The sequence below is a fragment of the Limimaricola hongkongensis DSM 17492 genome (assembly GCF_000600975.2).
GTDB lineage: Bacteria > Pseudomonadota > Alphaproteobacteria > Rhodobacterales > Rhodobacteraceae > Limimaricola > Limimaricola hongkongensis.
On record NZ_KK088650.1, the window covers coordinates 381,739 to 398,853 of the forward strand.

General features: G+C 68.8%; 17 protein-coding genes. 14 read left to right on the forward strand and 3 right to left on the reverse strand.

All coding sequences use genetic code 11. From position 1 onward, the window contains the following. Positions 1-9 precede the first annotated feature (9 nt). The 14 genes from LOKHON_RS06485 (at position 10) to LOKHON_RS06550 (ending at position 13,404) form a co-directional block, all read left to right on the forward strand. Complete coding sequence (locus tag LOKHON_RS06485) at positions 10-2,304, forward strand: bifunctional salicylyl-CoA 5-hydroxylase/oxidoreductase (RefSeq protein WP_017928448.1); 2,295 nt, start codon at positions 10-12, stop codon at positions 2,302-2,304. Next, positions 2,304-3,062 carry an SDR family NAD(P)-dependent oxidoreductase gene (locus LOKHON_RS06490; RefSeq protein ID WP_017928449.1) on the forward strand — a complete coding sequence of 253 codons (759 nt, stop codon included), beginning with the start codon at positions 2,304-2,306 and terminating at the stop codon, positions 3,060-3,062. Before LOKHON_RS06485 ends, LOKHON_RS06490 begins: the two co-directional genes overlap by 1 nt. After that, positions 3,059-3,520, forward strand: a complete 462-nt coding sequence (locus LOKHON_RS06495; protein WP_017928450.1) for a MarR family winged helix-turn-helix transcriptional regulator — start codon at positions 3,059-3,061, stop codon at positions 3,518-3,520. The genes LOKHON_RS06490 and LOKHON_RS06495 overlap by 4 nt, the downstream gene beginning before the upstream one ends. Further along, entirely contained in the window at positions 3,517-4,308 is a 792-nt protein-coding gene (locus LOKHON_RS06500; RefSeq protein WP_017928451.1) for an enoyl-CoA hydratase family protein, read from the forward strand. Before LOKHON_RS06495 ends, LOKHON_RS06500 begins: the two co-directional genes overlap by 4 nt. 1 nt (position 4,309) lies before the next feature. Next, the gene (locus tag LOKHON_RS06505) at positions 4,310-5,482 is read left to right on the forward strand and encodes an acyl-CoA dehydrogenase family protein (RefSeq protein WP_017928452.1); all 1,173 of its coding nucleotides are present in this window, start codon (positions 4,310-4,312) and stop codon (positions 5,480-5,482) included. Positions 5,483-5,548: 66 nt separating this feature from the next. Next, entirely contained in the window at positions 5,549-7,171 is a 1,623-nt protein-coding gene (locus tag LOKHON_RS06510; protein ID WP_017928453.1) for an AMP-binding protein, read from the forward strand. Between the two features lie 14 nt (positions 7,172-7,185). After that, positions 7,186-7,959 carry a tryptophan 2,3-dioxygenase gene (gene kynA / locus LOKHON_RS06515; RefSeq protein ID WP_051059648.1) on the forward strand — a complete coding sequence of 258 codons (774 nt, stop codon included), beginning with the start codon at positions 7,186-7,188 and terminating at the stop codon, positions 7,957-7,959. 35 nt (positions 7,960-7,994) lie between these two features. Next, positions 7,995-9,131, forward strand: a complete 1,137-nt coding sequence (locus LOKHON_RS06520) for an ABC transporter substrate-binding protein (protein WP_017928455.1) — start codon at positions 7,995-7,997, stop codon at positions 9,129-9,131. A 54-nt stretch (positions 9,132-9,185) separates the two neighbouring features. Further along, positions 9,186-10,106 carry a branched-chain amino acid ABC transporter permease gene (locus LOKHON_RS06525; RefSeq protein ID WP_017928456.1) on the forward strand — a complete coding sequence of 307 codons (921 nt, stop codon included), beginning with the start codon at positions 9,186-9,188 and terminating at the stop codon, positions 10,104-10,106. Positions 10,107-10,150: 44 nt separating this feature from the next. Further along, positions 10,151-11,131 carry a branched-chain amino acid ABC transporter permease gene (locus LOKHON_RS06530; protein WP_017928457.1) on the forward strand — a complete coding sequence of 327 codons (981 nt, stop codon included), beginning with the start codon at positions 10,151-10,153 and terminating at the stop codon, positions 11,129-11,131. Beyond that, positions 11,124-11,873, forward strand: coding sequence for an ABC transporter ATP-binding protein (locus LOKHON_RS06535; RefSeq protein WP_017928458.1), 750 nt, complete (start codon positions 11,124-11,126; stop codon positions 11,871-11,873). Before LOKHON_RS06530 ends, LOKHON_RS06535 begins: the two co-directional genes overlap by 8 nt. Beyond that, the gene (locus LOKHON_RS06540; RefSeq protein WP_017928459.1) at positions 11,870-12,559 is read left to right on the forward strand and encodes an ABC transporter ATP-binding protein; all 690 of its coding nucleotides are present in this window, start codon (positions 11,870-11,872) and stop codon (positions 12,557-12,559) included. Before LOKHON_RS06535 ends, LOKHON_RS06540 begins: the two co-directional genes overlap by 4 nt. Position 12,560: 1 nt before the next feature. After that, the gene (locus LOKHON_RS06545; RefSeq protein WP_017928460.1) at positions 12,561-13,016 is read left to right on the forward strand and encodes an acyl-CoA thioesterase; all 456 of its coding nucleotides are present in this window, start codon (positions 12,561-12,563) and stop codon (positions 13,014-13,016) included. Next, positions 13,006-13,404 (forward strand): RidA family protein, encoded by a 399-nt coding sequence (locus tag LOKHON_RS06550; RefSeq protein WP_017928461.1) that lies wholly within the window; start codon positions 13,006-13,008, stop codon positions 13,402-13,404. Before LOKHON_RS06545 ends, LOKHON_RS06550 begins: the two co-directional genes overlap by 11 nt. Here LOKHON_RS06550 and LOKHON_RS06555 read toward each other — a convergent pair. The 3 genes from LOKHON_RS06555 to LOKHON_RS06565 are packed head-to-tail and all read right to left on the reverse strand — an operon-like array spanning position 13,401 to position 17,027. Beyond that, positions 13,401-14,153, reverse strand: a complete 753-nt coding sequence (locus LOKHON_RS06555; protein ID WP_017928462.1) for a metallophosphoesterase — start codon at positions 14,151-14,153, stop codon at positions 13,401-13,403. The two genes, LOKHON_RS06550 and LOKHON_RS06555, sit on opposite strands and share 4 nt — an antisense overlap. Positions 14,154-14,190: 37 nt before the next feature. After that, positions 14,191-15,765 carry a CRTAC1 family protein gene (locus tag LOKHON_RS06560; protein ID WP_017928463.1) on the reverse strand — a complete coding sequence of 525 codons (1,575 nt, stop codon included), beginning with the start codon at positions 15,763-15,765 and terminating at the stop codon, positions 14,191-14,193. Continuing rightward, positions 15,762-17,027: an ROK family protein gene (locus tag LOKHON_RS06565; protein WP_017928464.1), complete on the reverse strand. Its 1,266-nt coding sequence runs from the start codon at positions 17,025-17,027 to the stop codon at positions 15,762-15,764. The genes LOKHON_RS06560 and LOKHON_RS06565 overlap by 4 nt, the downstream gene beginning before the upstream one ends. Positions 17,028-17,115 lie beyond the last annotated feature (88 nt).

Here is a 17,115-nt window from a genome sequence, read left to right on the forward strand (position 1 = left end):
GGAGGGGCCATGAGGATCGCGTGCATCGGGGGAGGACCGGCGGGGCTCTACTTCGCCATATCGGCCAAGCTGCGCGATCCCGCGCACGAGATCGTGGTGATCGAGCGCAACCGCGCCGACGACACCTTTGGCTGGGGCGTGGTGCTGTCGGACGAAACGCTCGACAATCTCGCGGCCAATGACGCGGTTTCCGCCGCCGCGATCCGCGCGCATTTCGCCTATTGGGACGATGTCGCGGTGGTCAAGGACGGCACCCGCATCACCTCCACCGGCCATGGGTTCTGCGGCATCGGGCGCAAGCGGCTGCTGCTGTTGTTGCAGGAGCGGGCGCGCGATCTGGGCGTGGAGCTGCGCTTCGAAGCGGAGGTGGGCAGTGCCGCGGAGTATGCCGCCGATTACGATCTCGTCGTCGCCGCCGACGGTCTGAATTCCCGTACCCGAACCGAGTTCGAAGAGGTGTTCCGCCCCGAGATCGACCGCCGCCGCTGCCATTTCACATGGCTCGGCACGACCCAGACCTTTGCCGACGCCTTCACCTTCATCTTCGAGCGGACCAGGCATGGCTGGGTCTGGGCGCATGCCTACCAGTTCGAGCCGGGCACCGCGACCTTCATCGTCGAATGCGCGCCCGAGACCTATGAGGCCTGGGGCTTCGACGCGATGAGCCAGGAGGACTCCATCGCCGTGTGCGAAGAGATCTTCCGCGATCATCTGGGCGGTCATCCTTTGATGACCAATGCCCGCCACATCCGCGGTTCGGCCTGGATCAACTTCCCCCGCGTGCTGTGCGAGCGCTGGTACAGCGACAACATCGTGCTGCTGGGCGATGCCGCCGCGACCGCGCATTTCTCGATCGGATCGGGGACCAAGCTGGCGCTCGAAAGCGCGATCGCGCTGGCCGACGAGATCACCGCCGCGCCGGATCTCACCACCGCGTTCGAGAGCTACGAAGAGGCGCGCCGGGTCGAGGTGCTGCGCCTGCAATCGGCGGCGCGCAACTCGATGGAGTGGTTCGAGGAGGTGGGCCGTTACCTCGATCTCGACCCGGTCCAGTTCAACTATTCGCTGCTCACCCGCAGCCAGCGGATCAGCCATGAAAACCTGCGCCTGCGCGATCCCGACTGGCTCCAGGATGCCGAGCGCTGGTTCCAGGCCCGCGCCGGGCTGCCCGATGACGCGCCCGTTCGCGCACCGATGTTCGCGCCCTACCGGATGCGGGGGCTGGAGCTGAAGAACCGCGTCGTCGTCTCGCCCATGGCGCAGTACAAGGCCGTGGACGGCGCGCCGACCGACTGGCATCTCGTGCATCTGGGCGAGCGGGCCAAGGGCGGCGCGGGGCTGGTCTATACCGAGATGACCTGCGTGTCGGCGCAAGGTAGGATCACGCCGGGCTGTCCGGGGCTCTATGCGCCCGAGCACGAGACGGCATGGAAACGGATCGTCGATTTCGTCCATGCCGAGACGCAAGCGAAGTTCTGCTGCCAGATCGGCCATTCGGGGCGCAAGGGCTCGACCCAGCTTGGCTGGGAGGAGATGGACGCGCCGCTGAAGGCGGGCAACTGGGAGACCATCTCGGCCAGCCCGATCCCGTGGTCGGACAACAATCCCGCGCCGCGCGAGATGACGCGCGGCGACATGGAGGAGGTGACGGCGCAGTTCGTGGCCGCGACCGAAATGGCCGAACGCGCGGGCTTCGACATGATCGAGCTGCACGCCGCGCATGGCTACCTCGTGTCGTCCTTCATCTCGCCGACCTCGAACCGGCGCACCGACGACTACGGCGGATCGCTGGAGAACCGGCTGCGCTGGCCCTTGGAAGTGTTCCGCGCGATGCGCGCGGCTTGGCCCGAGAACAAGCCGATGTCGGTACGGATATCGGCCAATGACTGGGTCGGCGCGGATGGCGTGACGCCCGACGAGGCGGTCGAGATCGCGCGCGCCTTCGCGCAGGCCGGGGCCGACCTGATCGACGTCTCGGCCGGGCAGACCAGCGTCGAGGCCAAGCCGGTCTATGGCCGGATGTTCCAGACGCCGTTTTCCGACCGCATCCGCAACGAAGCAGGGCTGGCGACCATGGCGGTCGGCAACATCTACGAGGCCGACCACGTCAATTCGATCCTGATGGCGGGCCGCGCCGATCTCGTCGCCATCGCGCGGCCGCATCTCGCCGATCCCTACTGGACGCTGCACACCGCGACGCAGATCGGCGACCGGGCCGAGCATTGGCCCGACCCCTATCTTGCCGGGCGCGATCAGGCGTGGCGGCTCGCGGACAAGGCCGATCAGACCGTGGGGCCGGTCTGATGCGGCTCGAGGGACATCACGCGCTGGTCACCGGCGGCGGCACCGGGGTGGGGCGCGCCATCGCACAGGCGCTGGCCGCCCATGGGGCCCGCGTCACGATCACGGGTCGGCGCGAGGCGCCGCTTCGAGAGACCGCCGAGGGACAGGCGGAGATGGGATGGATCACGGGGGACGTGACGCGCGCAGGTGAGGTGACGCGCGTCGTGGAGCAGGCGTCGCAAGAGCGCGGCCCCGTGACCATCGCCGTCGCCAATGCCGGTGCGGCCGAGAGCAAGCCCTTTGCCAAGACCACGGCGCAGGATCTCGACGCGATGCTGGCCGTCAACCTGCACGGCGTGTTCAACCTGTGGCAGGCGGTGCTGCCGGGGATGCGCGAGGCGGGGCGCGGGCGGCTCATCGCCATTGCCTCGACCGCCGGGCTCAAGGGCTATCCTTACGTCTCGGGCTATGTCGCGGCCAAGCACGCGGTGGTCGGGCTGACACGGTCGCTGGCGCTGGAGCTGGCGAAGACGCCGATCACCGTCAACGCCATCTGCCCCGGCTTTGCCGAAACGCCGATGCTGGAGGAGAGCATCGACAACATCGTCGCCAAGACCGGGCGCTCGCGCGAGGAGGCCGCCAAGGCGCTCGCCTCGGGCAACCCGCAGGGCCGCTTCGTGCGTCCCGAGGAGGTGGCCGACGCGGTGCTGTGGCTCGCGGGCGATGGCGCCGGCGCGGTGACCGGGCAGGCGATTTCGGTCTCGGGGGGCGAGGTATGAGCGTCGAGGTGCAGGCCAAGATGGGCAAGACGCGGCTCAGGCTGTGGCTCAAGCTGCTGAAAACCTCGAACGCGGTGGAAACCGCGCTGCGCGACCGGCTGCGCACCGAGTTCGGCACCACCCTGCCGCGTTTCGACGTGATGGCGGCGCTGGCGCGCAGTCCCGAGGGGCTCAAGATGTCCGAGCTGTCGCGCCGCCTGCGCGTGTCGAACGGCAACGTCACCGGCATCGTCGACCGGCTTGAGACCGAGGGCCATGCCGAGCGCCGCGCCGTGGCAGGCGATCGGCGGGCGATGGAGGTGCGGCTCACCGGCGAGGGGAAGGTGCATTTCGACACGCTGGCTGCGGCGCATGAGACATGGGTGAACGAGCTGATGGGCGCGATCACCGAAGCCGAGGCGATGCGGATCATGGAGGATCTCGACATCGTCTCCCGCGATCTGGAGGAGAAGCGATGAGCGCGCATTTCAAGCTGGAGCGCGAAGGCGCGGTCGCGGTGGTCCGGCTCGACCGGCCCGAACGCAAGAACCCCTTCACGTTTCAAAGCTACGCGGCGCTGCGCGACTGGTTCCGCGACCTGGCCTCGGATGACGAAACCCACGCCGTCGTCATCGCCCCCAATGGCGGCAATTTCAGCTCGGGCGGCGATGTCGAGGACATCATCGGCCCGCTCACCGAGATGGACATGAAGGGCCTGATGGGTTTCACCCGGATGACCGGCGATCTGGTGAAGGCGATGCTGACCTGCGGCAAGCCGGTCGTCGCCGCCGTCGACGGCGTCGCGGTCGGCGCGGGCGCGATCCTTGCCATGGCCTCGGACATCCGCATCGCCACGCCGGAGGCCAAGACGGCCTTCCTGTTCAACCGCGTCGGCCTCGCGGGCTGCGACATGGGCGCCTGCGCCATGCTGCCGCGCATCATCGGGCAGGGGCGGGCGGCGGAGCTGCTTTATACCGGGCGGGTGATGAGCGCCGATGAGGGCGAGCGCTGGGGCTTTTACAACCGTCTCGTCGGCGCGCAGGAGCTGGAGGCCGAGGCGCTGAAGCTGGCGTCCCGCATCGCCGCCGGGCCGCGCTTTGCCAACATGATGACCAAGACCATGCTCTTGCAGGAATGGGACATGGGGTTGGAGCGCGCGATCGAGGCCGAGGCGCAGGCGCAGGCGATCTGCATGCAGACCGAGGATTTCCGCCGCGCCTACCGCGCCTTCATGGCAAAAGAAAAACCCGTCTTCGAGGGGGACTGACATGGCCGACCGCTCCTATCTCGACTGGCCCTTTTTCGAAGAGAAGCACCGCGAGCTGTCCGATGCGCTGGAGCGTTGGGCCGGGCGGCGCCTGGGCGAGATCGACCACGCCGACACCGATGCCGCCTGCCGCGACCTGGTGGCCAAGCTGGGACAGGGCGGCTGGCTGGAGCACGCGGCCTCCGAGGACGGCAAGCTCGATGTGCGCAGCCTGTGCCTGATCCGCGAAACGCTGGCGCGGCATGACGGGCTGGCCGATTTCGCCTTCGCGATGCAGGGGTTGGGCTCGGGCGCGATCACGCTGTTCGGCTCGGATGCGCAAAAGTCCGAATGGCTGCCGAAGGTGCGCAGCGGTGCGGCGATCTCGGCCTTTGCGCTGACCGAGCCGCAATCGGGATCGGATGTCGCCAACCTCGCCATGACGGCGCGGCGCGACGGCGATGACTGGGTGCTCAGCGGCGAGAAGACCTGGATCTCGAATGGCGGCATCGCCGATCTCTACGTGGTCTTTGCCCGCACCGGCGAAGGGCCGGGCGCCAAGGGGCTGTCGGCCTTTGTCGTGCCCGCCGACACGGCCGGGCTTGGCGTGGCCGAGCGGCTCGACACCATCGCGCCGCACCCGTTGGCGCGGCTGTCCTTCGAAGATGTGCGCCTGCCCGCCGACGCCATCATCGGCGCGCCGGGCGAAGGCTTTCGGATCGCCATGTCGGTGCTCGACGTGTTCCGCTCGACGGTGGCGGCGGCCAGCTTGGGCTTTGCCCGCCGCGCCATGGATGCGAGCCTCGATCGGGCGTCCTCGCGCGAGCTGTTCGGCGCGCCGCTGTTCGAGATGCAGATGGTGCAGGGCCACATCGCCGAGATGGCGCACGGCATCGATGCGGGCGCGCTGCTGACCTATCGCGCGGCGTGGATGAAGGACATGGGCGCGCCGCGCGTCAGTCGCGAGGCGGCGATGGCCAAGCTGTTCTCGACCGAGGAAGCGCAGAAGATCATCGACGCGGCGGTGCAGCTTCATGGCGGCGACGGGGTGCGATCGGGCTCGGTGCCCGAGACGCTCTACCGCGAGATCCGCGCGCTTCGGATCTACGAAGGCGCGAGCGACGTGCAGAAGATCATCATCGCCCGCGCCGCCATGGCGGCGCATGACAAGGGCGGCGCGGCCAACGGGGCCTAGGGACAAGGCACCGCGCTGCCGGGGAAGGGGAGAGCCCCGGCGGTGCGGATCAGGGAGGAAAGACAGATGCTTGGACCGACGGCGCATGAGGACGGCTTCGCGCGCGACAACCTGCCGCCATTCGACCAGTGGCCGGAGCTGCTGACGGAGGGCTTCGACTACCCCGAGCGGCTCAACGCCGGGGTCGAGCTGTGCGACCGGCTGGTCGAGCGGGGGCTTGGCGATCATACCGCGCTGATCGGCAACGGGCGCCGGCGCAGCTACAAGGAGCTGATGGACTGGACCAACCGCATCGCGCGGGTGCTGGTCGAGGATTACGGGGTCAAACCCGGCAACCGGGTGCTGATCCGTTCGGCCAACAACCCGGCCATGGTCGCCTGCTGGTTGGCGGCGACCAAGGCCGGCGCGGTGGTGGTCAACACCATGCCGATGCTGCGCGCGGGCGAGCTGTGCAAGATCGTCGATAAGGCCGAGGTGAGCCTTGCGCTGTGCGACACGCGGCTGATGGACGAAATGGTCGCCTGCGCCAAGCGCAGCCCGCATCTCGCCAAGGTGGTGGGCTTCGACGGCACCGCCAACCACGATGCCGAACTCGACCGCGCGGCGCTCGACAAGCCGGTGACGTTTCACGCGGTCGAGACGGGGCGCGACGACGTGGCGCTCTTGGGCTTCACCTCCGGCTCGACCGGGGTGCCCAAGGCGACCATGCATTTCCACCGCGACCTGCTGATCATCGCCGATGGTTACGCCAAGGAGGTGCTGGGCGTCACGCCCGACGACGTCTTCGTCGGCTCGCCGCCATTGGCCTTTACCTTTGGCCTCGGCGGTCTCGCGGTGTTTCCGCTGCGCTTCGGGGCGGCGGCGACGCTTCTGGAGACGGCTTCGCCGCCCAACATGATCGAGATCATCGAGCGCTACAAAGCCACCATCTGCTTCACCGCGCCCACGGCCTACCGCCACATGCTGCGCGCGATGGAGGAGGGGGCGGACCTGTCGAGCCTGCGCTGCGCCGTCTCGGCGGGCGAGACGCTGCCCGCGCCGGTCTATCACGAGTGGATGGAAAAGACCGGCAAGCCGATGCTCGACGGGATCGGCGCGACCGAGCTTTTGCACATCTTCATCACCAACCGGCTCGACGACAGCCATCCCGGCTGCACCGGGCGGCCCGTCACGGGCTATGTCGCGAAGGTGGTCGATGACGAGATGAACGAGGTGCCGCGCGGCACGGTCGGGCAATTGGCCGTGAAGGGGCCCACGGGCTGCCGCTACCTCGCCGACGACCGGCAGCGCGACTATGTGCGCGACGGCTGGAATCTCACCGGCGACGCCTTCGTGCAGGACGAGGCGGGGCGCTTTCACTTCGCGGCGCGCTCGGACGACATCATCCTCTCGGCGGGCTACAACATCGCGGCGCCCGAGGTCGAGGCGGCGCTTCTGTCGCATGAGGCGGTGGTCGAATGCGCCGTGGTGGGCCATCCCGACCCCGATCGCGGACAGATCGTGCAGGCGCATGTGGTGCTGGCCGAGGGGGCCGAGCGCGGCGCGGCGATGACCAAGCTTTTGCAGGACCACGTGAAGGCGCAGATCGCACCCTATAAATATCCGCGCAGCGTTATCTTCTGCGACACACTGCCCAAGACCGAGAGCGGCAAGATCCAGCGGTTTCGCCTGCGCGAGGAGGCCAAGTGACCGACGATCCCGTCATGAAATTCGCGGACAAGATGTCCTACACGGATTATCTCGGCCTCGATGCCGTGCTCACCGCGCAGCACCCGCGCACCGACCAGCATGACGAGATGCTATTCATCGTGCAGCACCAGGTGACCGAGCTGTGGATGCGGCTCGCGCTGCACGAGCTCGACGCGGCCCGCAGCGCCATCGCCGAGGACCGGCTGCGTCCCGCCTTCAAGATGCTGACCCGCGTGGCGCGGATCTTCGAGCAGATGAACGCGGCATGGGACGTGCTGCGCACCATGACGCCGAGCGAATACACCCGTTACCGCGACGCGCTGGGCCAGTCCTCGGGGTTTCAGTCGTGGCAATACCGGCTGATCGAGTTCACCGTCGGCAACCGCAACGAAGCGATGCTCGGCCCGCATGAGCACCGTCCCGACATCGTCGAAAAGCTGCGCGCCGAACTGGCGCGCCCCAGCCTCTATGACACCGCCATCGGCTGCCTCGCGCGAGCGGGGTTCGACGTGCCCGAGACGGCGTCCCACCCGGATGACCGGGTGATGACCGCCTGGACCGAGGTCTATCGCGATCCCGAGACGCATTGGCCGCTCTACGAGCTGGCCGAGAAGCTGGTGGATTTCGAGGATTACTTCCGCCGCTGGCGCTTCAACCACGTCACCACGGTGGAGCGGGTGATCGGCTTCAAGCGCGGGACGGGCGGCACGGGGGGTGTCAGCTACCTCAAGCGGATGCTCGAAATCGAACTCTTTCCAGAGCTTTGGCACTTGCGTACCAATCTATGACCGGCATCAAGACCGGCATCCACAGGGAGACGAGAATGACCAGATTTCTGACGACGACCGCGCTGGCGCTGTCGATGATGGGCACGGCAGCCATGGCCGAGCCGGTGAAGGTCGGCATGATCACCACGCTGTCGGGCGGCGGCGCCAGCCTCGGGATCGACACGCGCGATGGCTTCATGCTCGCGGTGGAAAAGGCGGGCAACCCCGATCTGGAGGTCCATATCGAGGACGACCAGCGCAAGCCCGAAGTGGCGGTGCAGCTGTCGGACGAGATGATCCAGTCCGAGGATGTCGACGTGCTGACCGGCATCGTCTGGTCGAACCTCGCCATGGCGGTGGTGCCGGGCGCGGTGCGGCAGGGCAAGTTCTACCTGTCGACCAATGCCGCGCCCTCGCAGCTCGCGGGCAAGGGCTGCCACGAGAACTACTTCTCGGTCTCCTACCAGAACGACAATTTGCACGAGGCGGCGGGGCAGTATGCCACCGACGAGGGCTTCGGCCGCATGTTCATCATGGCGCCGAACTACCCCGCCGGGCAGGACAGCCTCTCGGGCTTCAAGCGGTTCTACGAGGGCGAGGTCGCGAACGAGGTCTACACCCAGCTCGGCCAGACCGACTACGCCGCCGAGATCGCGCAGATCCGCGACAGCGGCGCCGACGCGCTGTTCTTCTTCCTGCCGGGCGGCATGGGCATCTCCTTCATGAAGCAATGGGCCGAGGCGGGCATCGACATGCCGGTCGTGGGCCCGGCGTTTTCCTTCAGCCAGGATATCCTGCCCGCTATCGGCGAGGCGGCGGTCGGCGTGAAGAACACCGCGCAGTGGTCGAAGGACATCGACAACGAGGCCAACGCCGCCTTCGTCGCCGCCTTCGAGGAAAAATACGACCGCCTGCCCTCGCTCTACGCGGCGCAGGGCTACGACACGGCGCGGCTGCTGCTCTCGGCGATGGAGAAGGCCGACGTCTCGGACGCCGACGCCTTCCGCGAGGCGCTGCGCGCGGCCGAGTTCGACAGCGTGCGCGGCGACTTCGCCTTCGGTCCGAACCAGCACCCGGTGCAGGACATCTACGTGCGCGAGGTGATCTCGGAGGAAGGCCAGCTCACCAACAAGATCGTCGCCACCGCGATGGAGGATCGCGGCGACGCCTACGCCGAAGAATGCAGCATGTAAGCCCCTGCGCGGCGGGCCGGACCGGCCCGCCGCACCCCTGACGAAAGCGAGCCGATGTCGACGATCCTCTTGATAGAGCAGCTTCTGAACGGGCTTCAGTCCGGGCTGATGCTGTTTCTCATGGCCGCGGGCCTGACGCTGGTCTTCGGCGTCATGGGCCTGATCAACCTCGCGCATGGCTCGCTCTACATGGTGGGCGCCTTCGCTTGCGCCGGCGTCGCCGCCGCGACCGGCTCGTTCTGGCTCGGCCTCGCCGCCTCGATCGCCGCCGCCGCCGCGGCGGGCGCGATCGTCGAGGTGGCGGTGATCCGCAGGCTCTATGCGCGCGACCATCTCGACCAGGTGCTCGCGACCTTCGCGCTGATCCTGATCTTCTCGGAAGGCACGCGCTGGCTCTACGGCTCCTTTCCGCTCTATCTCAACGTGCCGCCCAGCCTGTCGGGCAGCGTCACCCTGCCGGGCGGCATCCAGTATTCGCTGTTCCGCCTCGCCATCATCGGCGCGGGGCTCGCCGTGGCGGTCGGGCTGTTCCTGCTGATCGGCAAGACCCGGATCGGCGTGCAGGTCCGCGCCGGCGAGGCCGACCGCGAGATGATCGCGGCGCTCGGCGTCGACATTCGCCGCCTCTACACGCTGGTCTTCGCGCTGGGCGCGGCGCTCGCCGGCATGGCCGGCGCGCTGGTCGGCACGATCCAGTCGGTGCAGGTCGGCATGGGCGAGCCGGTGCTGATCCTCGCCTTCGTGGTGATCGTCATCGGCGGCATCGGCTCGATCAAGGGCGCTCTGGTGGGCGCGCTGCTGGTGGGCCTGACCGACACGATGGGGCGGGTGCTGCTGCCCTCGATCTTCGGTCTCTTCATGGAAACCTCGGCAGCCACGAGCGTCGGCGCGGCGCTGGCCTCGATGGCGATCTACATCCTGATGGCGCTGGTGCTGATCGTGAAGCCCGGCGGCCTGTTCGGAGCGCGGGCATGAGCGCGGCGGAGGTGACGGCAATGCCCGAGGGGCGGGGAGGGCGCATGACACGCGCGCAGATCGTCAACGCCGCGCTGGCGCTCGGGCTGATCGGCTTCGGCCTCGGCGCATGGGCGATGGACGAGACCTTTCTCGTCACGCTGGCGACCAAGGTGGCGATCCTCGCCATCGCGGGCGCCGGGCTTAACCTCGTCTTGGGCTTCGGCGGGCTCGTCTCCTTCGGCCATGCCGCCTATTTCGGGCTGGGGGGCTACGCCTCGGGCATCCTCGCGCATCACGCGCTGAACTACACGGCGATGTTCGAATGGCCCTTCGTCTTCGAGGGCACGACCTCGATGCCGGTGATCTGGCTCACCGCCATGGCGGTGGGCGCCTTGGCGGCGCTGGTGATCGGGGCGCTGTCGCTTCGGACCACGGGCGTCTATTTCATCATGATCACGCTCGCCTTCGGGCAGATGATCTTCTACTTCGCCATCTCCTGGCCCGCCTATGGCGGCGAGGACGGGCTGCCGATCTATGTGCGCAACGGCTTTCCGGGCCTGAACACGCTCGACCCGGTGCAATTCTTCGGGCTCGTCTGCGTCGTGCTCTTCGCGATGCTGGGCCTCATCTCCATGCTGGCGCGCTCGCGCTTCGGCCTGGCGCTACAGGCGGCGCGGCAGAACCGGCAGCGGCTGATGGCGGTGGGCATCCGGCCCGGCGGCGTGCTCTTGGTGGCCTTCGTCATCTCGGGCGCGATCACGGCGCTGGCGGGCGCGCTTTATGCCGATCTGAACCGTTTCGTCAGCCCGTCGATGCTGTCGTGGCATCTCTCGGGCGAGCTTCTGGTGTTCCTGATCCTCGGCGGCACGGGGCGGCTGTTTGCGCCTCTGGCGGGGGCGGGGCTCTATATCGCGCTCGAACACCTGCTGGGGGGCGTCAGCGATCACTGGCAGTTCTTCTTCGGGCTGCTGCTCCTGGGCGTCGTGCTGTTCGCGCGCGGCGGCGTCATCGGGTTCCTTGCGGGGGGCAAGCGCCATGGCTGATCCGATTCTCGACATCCGGGGCCTGAGCCGAAGCTTCGGCGCGCTCAAGGCGACCGACGACGTGTCGCTCGACCTGCGCGCGGGCGAGATCCACGCGCTGATCGGGCCGAACGGCGCGGGGAAATCCACGCTGATCAAGCAGATCTCGGGCGAGATCGCGCCCGATGCGGGCGAGGTGCGGCTGCGCGGCCGGAGCCTCGCGGGCGTCGATGCGGCGGGACGGGCCCGGCTGGGCATGGCGCGCAGCTTTCAGGTGTCGTCGGTCGCGCCCGAGTTCACGGTGCTGCAGAACGTGGTGCTCTCGGCGCAGGGCGCCTCGGGGGCGAGTTTCCGCTTCTTCCGCCCGGTGATGCGAGATGCGGGGCTGCTGGGGACGGCGCATGATTGCATCGCGCAGGCGGGGCTTTCGGGCCGCGAGGCCGTGCCCGCCGCCGAGCTTGCGCATGGCGAGCGGCGCAAGCTGGAGATCGCGATGGCGCTGGCTCTCAGGCCCGCCTTGTTCCTGCTCGACGAGCCGATGGCCGGGATGGGGACGGAAGGTGCGACCGCGCTTGGCGACCTGCTCGACGGTTTGCGCCACCGCGCGCCGATCCTGCTGGTGGAGCACGACATGGACGCGGTGTTCCGGTTGTCGGACCGGGTGTCGGTGCTGGTCTATGGCCGCGTCGTCGCCACCGGCACGCCGGACGAGATCCGGGCCGACCCGGAGGTGCAGCGGGTCTATCTGGGGGAGGAAGCATGAGCGCGCTTCTCGAAGTCGAGGATCTGAACGCCGCCTATGGCGCGAGCCAGGCGCTGTTCGGCGTGTCGCTCGCCGTCAAGGAGGGGCAGGCGCTGGCCTTGATGGGGCGCAACGGCATGGGCAAGACCACCACCATCGCCTGCATCACGCGGATGATGGCGGCGCGGTCGGGGCGCATTTCCTTTGCCGGGCACGATCTGGGGCGGCTGCCGTCGCACAAGGCGGCGCGGCTGGGGCTGGGGCTCGTGCCCGAAGGTCGCCGCGCCTTTGCCGGGCTGACGGTGCGCGAGAACCTGATCGCCGCCGCGCGCCGCGGCGCGTGGAGCTTCGAGAAGGTGTGCGACCTGTTTCCGCGGCTTGCCGAGCGGGCCGGGCAGCGGGCCGAGACGCTGTCGGGCGGCGAGCAGCAGATGCTGGTGATCGGCCGGGCGCTGATGACCAATCCGAAGCTTTTGATCCTCGACGAGGCGACAGAGGGGCTCGCCCCGGTGGTGCGGGCCGAGATCTGGGCCGCGATCCGCGCGCTGAAATCGCAGGGCCAGTCGATCCTCGTGGTCGACAAGTCGCTGCGCGAGCTTTCGAGCGTGGCCGATGACTGCGTGGTTCTGGAGCGCGGGCGCGATGTCTGGCACGGGCCGCCCGCGGCGCTTTCGGGCGATCTCGCGCAGCGCTATCTGGGGGTCTGAGATGAGCTTCACGACCACGCGCAAGGTGCGGTTCGAGCATTGCGACCCGGCGGGGATCGTCTTTTACCCGCGTTATTTCGAAATGCTGAACGCCTGCATCGAGGACTGGTTCGACGCGCGGCTGGGCCATTCCTTCGGGGCGATCCATGTGGGTGGCGGCCATGCCGTGCCCACCGCGCGCTGCGAGGTGCGCTTCAGCGCGCCGAGCCGGATCGAGGACCGGCTGGCGCTGGTGCTGCGGCCCACCCGGCTGGGGCGTTCCAGCCTCGATCTTCGGATCGACATTTCCAGCGAGGGCGAGGCGCGGCTGCACGCGGATTTCACGCTGGTCCATGTCGCGCAGGCGACGGGGCGCCCGGTCGGCTGGCCCGCGCCGCTGCGCGCCGCCATCGAGACGGAGATCGCCCGCGCGGGCGACGCATCACTCACCCAAGGAGAAGCCCCGCATGGCTCATGAGATCATCCACCCCGAGGGCTGGGCCCCGGCCAAAGGCTATGCCAACGGCGTGATGACGCCCGAGGGTCATCTCTTCGTCGGCGGCCAGATCGGCTGGACCGCCGAACAGGTGTTCGAAAGCCATGATTTCATCGGCCAGATGGAACAGGCGCTGCGCAACATCCTCGCCGTGGTCGAGGCGGCGGGCGGCGGGGCCGAGCACATCACCCGGCTGACATGGTTCGTGATCGACAAGCGCGACTATCTCGCGCGGCAAAAGGAGGTGGGCGCGGCCTATCGCCGGGTGCTGGGGCGCCATTTCCCGGCGATGACCATGGTGATCGTCGCCGGCCTGGTGGAGGACGAGGCATTGCTCGAGATCGAGGCGACCGCCGCGATCCCGCGCTAGGCGCCCGGTTCGGGGCGCAGCGGCTGGCGCCCTTCGGGCGTGAGCAGCCAGACCTCGCGCCCCTCGATCACTGCCGCGGCGAGCGGGCGACCATAGGCCGCGCCGCCATCGAGGTTGACGCGGTTGCCATGGTGGCGGGGGTGTTCGAGCGCGGTGTGGCCATGCACCACGAGCGGGCCGTGATCGCGCCCGTCCTCGAGCCAGCCCTCGCGGATCCAGACGAGGTCGGTTTCGGTCTGCTCGCCCATGGGCACGCCGGGGCGGATGCCCGCATGCACGAACAGCGCCTCGCCGCGCAGATGGTAGAGCGGCAGGCGCGCGAGAAAGTCGCGATGCGCGCGGGGCACCTTGTCGAGCGCCTCGCGATGCACCTCGTGGCGGTCACGGCCCGCAACCTCGGCCACGCCGTAGCTTTCCAGCGTCGTGTCGCCGCCGAGCCGCGGGTTGAGCCAGCCGAGATCGGCCCGCAGGCCGGGGTCCTGCCAATCGGGATCGTCGAGAAACTTGCGGAACATGCGGTCGTGATTGCCGAGCACCACGGTCCACGGCGCGCCGCCCTCGATGCCGTCGATCAGCATCTCGATCACGCCGCGGCTGTCGGGACCGCGATCGGTGAGATCGCCAAGATGGATCACCGGGCTCTGATCGTCGCCGGTGCGCGCGCGGTCGGCCGCGATGAGGTCATGCGCCACCCGGAGTTTTTCCGGGTGGCCGTGGATGTCGCCGATGGCGTAGCTGCGTGTGCTCATGACCGCGAGCCTAGCGCCGAGGCGGGGGCTGGCAAGATCAGCCGGGCAGGGCGGCGCGGTCGAGCGTGACGACGCGGTCGATCTCGACCTCGTGCGGGCCGGTGACGCTGCCGTCGGGCCATTCGACGGTGACGCGCGCCGCGCGCGCCGCGCCCAGCCCGACATGCAGCGGCCCGAGCCGCCCGCCGGCATGGCCGCCGCCGATGGTGCGTTGCACCACCTGCCGCCCGGCATCCGTTTCGACCGTCACCACCGCGCCGATGGCGTCGCGATTGCCCCCCGGTTGCGCGAGGTCGATCCCGATCCAGTGGCCCGTGCCTGCGGTCACGTTGCGCCACAGCTCCATCGGTGCGCGGCGGTTGACGACGACGAGATCGAGCCGCCCGTCGCCGTCGAAATCCGCGAGTGCGGCGCCGCGCGAGCGTTCGGTGGTGGCGATCCCGGCCTCGACCGAGGCTTCGGCAAAGCGGCCATCGGTCTGCTGCATCAGCAGGTTGTTGGGATCGCGCATGGCGTTGGACGGCATCTGGTCGACATTGCCCTTGGCGATGAACAGGTCGGCGCGCCCGTCATTGTCGATATCGCCGAACTCGGCGTGCCAGCCGGTCGAGGGCCGGCCATCATCGCCGGTATGCGGTCGCTGTGCGTAGGAGCCGATGGAAAACGGCGCGGCGGCATAGCTGCCATCGGGCTGCGCCAGTTGCAAAAGCTGGTCGCCCATCGAGGTGAGCATCACCTCGTCGCGCCCGTCGCCGGTCAGGTCGCGCGACGCGATGCCCATGCCCCAGAGCGACACGGCGGGCCAGCCATCGTCCGCGCCCAGAAAGCGCCGCTCACCGATGTCCCACATCTGCTCGTATCCGCCGCGCACGTAGTAATGCCGGTCGTTGGAAATCCGCAGGCTTGGCCTCCCGCGCGCATCGCGTGCCGCCAGCATCGACAGCGCGCAGAAGCCCGGTTCCAGCGGCCCTGCCTGCCATCGGCGCCCTTCGGGCCGCAGGATCGCGTTGTCGTCGCAGGCCTCGAAGGGGCCATCGGGATCGTCGCGGTCGACATAATTGCCAACCGCCATGACGGGCCGGGCGTCATCCTCCCACCACGCGGTGAAGGCGGTGGTCCAGCCTTCGCCCGGTGGCAGGCCCATGGCGTCGGTCGCGTCCTCGAACCGGCAATCGCCGCGCCCGCGCAGCAGCCGGTTCGGACCGGCGCGCATCACGAACAGGTCGGGGTGCCCGTCGGCATCGGCGTCGAGCGGGTAGGCCCCGGTCACGCCTGTGAGATCGGGCAGGGGCGCCGTTTCGAAGACGAAATCGCCGCGATTGCGCATCAACGTCGCGCGGGCTTCGCCGCCTGCCGCGAAGATGTCGGGCCGCGCGTCGCCGTCGCAGTCGAACACCGCGACGCCGCCGCCCACGAAATGCGCCCACCCGCCCGAATAGACATGCGCGGGCAGGGTGGCGGAGCGGTCTTCAAAGCGGGGCTCGGCCATGCCCGTCCCGGCCACCAGCGCCGTGGCCAGCCCGAAAAGCGCGCCCTTCCATTCACCATTCCCCAAATACGCATGGCGTCCGGCCTGCCCTGCGCGCGCGGCCCGGATCTGTCGCGCGCTCATGCCGCCCGCGCCTCGGCCAGCACGGTTTCGGTGACGGCGGCGAGCGCGAGGGCGCTGGCGCCACGGGCCCAGACCAGATCGCCCCAAGCGTGCAGCTCGACCCGTGCGGGCGCGCGCCCCTCGACGAGGGTGAGCGCCCGCATCTCGTGCAGCACCTCCTCGGCATAAAGGTAATCATAGCGCATCCGCTCCCCCGACAGGATGACCAGTTCCGGGTCGAACAGCTGGATCACGTTGGACAGCCCCAGCGCGAGATATCGCCCCGCGCGATCGAAGATCGAACGGGCGGCGCGGTTGCCGGATTTGGCCTCGGCGTAAAGCGCGTCGAGCATGACCTGCGGGCTTTGCGGCGCGCGGCCCAGCGCCGTGGCCGCCTCGCGCGCGAGCGCGTAATCGGCGACATAGGCTTCGAGGCAGCCGCGCTTGCCGCATCGGCACAGCGCGCCGTCGAGCTGCACCTTGGTGTGGCCCAATTCCAGCCCCATGCGGCGTTCGCCGCGATACAGCCGGTTGTCGATGACCAGCCCCATGCCGAGGCCATGTTCTATGGTGACGACCGCGAAATCCGACCTTTCCCGACCGACGCCGAACCACAGCTCGGCCAGGGTGAGCATGTTGGCGTCGTTGTCGATCATCACCGGCAGGCCGAAGCGGCGGGTGGCCTCGGCGCCGAGCGGCATGTCGGGGCCCAGATGCGGCGACCAGAGCACGGTGCCGGTTTCGTGGTCGACCATGCCCGACAGCCCGACGCCCACGGCGAGCAGTTCCTCGCGCGGGCGGCCCGCCTGGGCCAGAACCGCGTCGATCAGCGCGCCGATCTCGTCGCAGGTCTGGTCGAGGCTGCGGCGCATCGGCGGGGCGGGGCGGGCCGCATCGGCGAGGATCGTTCCGGCGAAATCGACCAGCACGGCGGTGTTGCGTTCATCCGAGATCTTGATGCCGATGACGAGCCGCCCCTCGGCCACCAGTTCGAGCGCCACGCGGGGACGTCCGCGTGTGGTGATGGCGGGGCTTGCGTTCTCGACCTCGCGCAGCAGGCCCATGCCGATCAGTTCGGAGGTGAGCGTGGTGACAGAGCCCGCGCTGACGCCCAGCGCGCGGCTGATCTCGGCGCGGGCGACGCGGCCCACGGCGCGGACATGTTCGAGGATCTGCTGGCGCAGGGGCCGGACCTCGCGCTGGGCGCCGGGCAGCAAGGGGCCGACGCCTTGTGGCGGTGTGACCCCGGAGGCGGCCCTCCCGGCGGCATGCGAGTCGTTCATAGTTCGATCCCTGAATTATCTCCGGGTCTCCTCTGGCCATATACAGTGAATATTCCCGAATACGGCGCGCCCGAATTTTATTGTTACC

Excerpts from the sequence above, each read along its gene's own strand:
- LOKHON_RS06485 (WP_017928448.1), top strand. The coding sequence starts at position 10 with ATGAGGATCGCGTGCATCGGGGGAGGACCGGCGGGGCTCTACTTCGCC.
- LOKHON_RS06490 (WP_017928449.1), top strand. The coding sequence starts at position 2,304 with ATGCGGCTCGAGGGACATCACGCGCTGGTCACCGGCGGCGGCACCGGG.
- LOKHON_RS06495 (WP_017928450.1), top strand. The coding sequence starts at position 3,059 with ATGAGCGTCGAGGTGCAGGCCAAGATGGGCAAGACGCGGCTCAGGCTG.
- LOKHON_RS06500 (WP_017928451.1), top strand. The coding sequence starts at position 3,517 with ATGAGCGCGCATTTCAAGCTGGAGCGCGAAGGCGCGGTCGCGGTGGTC.
- LOKHON_RS06505 (WP_017928452.1), top strand. The coding sequence starts at position 4,310 with ATGGCCGACCGCTCCTATCTCGACTGGCCCTTTTTCGAAGAGAAGCAC.
- LOKHON_RS06510 (WP_017928453.1), top strand. The coding sequence starts at position 5,549 with ATGCTTGGACCGACGGCGCATGAGGACGGCTTCGCGCGCGACAACCTG.
- kynA (WP_051059648.1), top strand. The coding sequence starts at position 7,186 with ATGAAATTCGCGGACAAGATGTCCTACACGGATTATCTCGGCCTCGAT.
- LOKHON_RS06520 (WP_017928455.1), top strand. The coding sequence starts at position 7,995 with ATGACCAGATTTCTGACGACGACCGCGCTGGCGCTGTCGATGATGGGC.
- LOKHON_RS06525 (WP_017928456.1), top strand. The coding sequence starts at position 9,186 with ATGTCGACGATCCTCTTGATAGAGCAGCTTCTGAACGGGCTTCAGTCC.
- LOKHON_RS06530 (WP_017928457.1), top strand. The coding sequence starts at position 10,151 with ATGACACGCGCGCAGATCGTCAACGCCGCGCTGGCGCTCGGGCTGATC.
- LOKHON_RS06535 (WP_017928458.1), top strand. The coding sequence starts at position 11,124 with ATGGCTGATCCGATTCTCGACATCCGGGGCCTGAGCCGAAGCTTCGGC.
- LOKHON_RS06540 (WP_017928459.1), top strand. The coding sequence starts at position 11,870 with ATGAGCGCGCTTCTCGAAGTCGAGGATCTGAACGCCGCCTATGGCGCG.
- LOKHON_RS06545 (WP_017928460.1), top strand. The coding sequence starts at position 12,561 with ATGAGCTTCACGACCACGCGCAAGGTGCGGTTCGAGCATTGCGACCCG.
- LOKHON_RS06550 (WP_017928461.1), top strand. The coding sequence starts at position 13,006 with ATGGCTCATGAGATCATCCACCCCGAGGGCTGGGCCCCGGCCAAAGGC.
- LOKHON_RS06555 (WP_017928462.1), bottom strand. The coding sequence starts at position 14,153 with ATGAGCACACGCAGCTACGCCATCGGCGACATCCACGGCCACCCGGAA.
- LOKHON_RS06560 (WP_017928463.1), bottom strand. The coding sequence starts at position 15,765 with ATGAGCGCGCGACAGATCCGGGCCGCGCGCGCAGGGCAGGCCGGACGC.
- LOKHON_RS06565 (WP_017928464.1), bottom strand. The coding sequence starts at position 17,027 with ATGAACGACTCGCATGCCGCCGGGAGGGCCGCCTCCGGGGTCACACCG.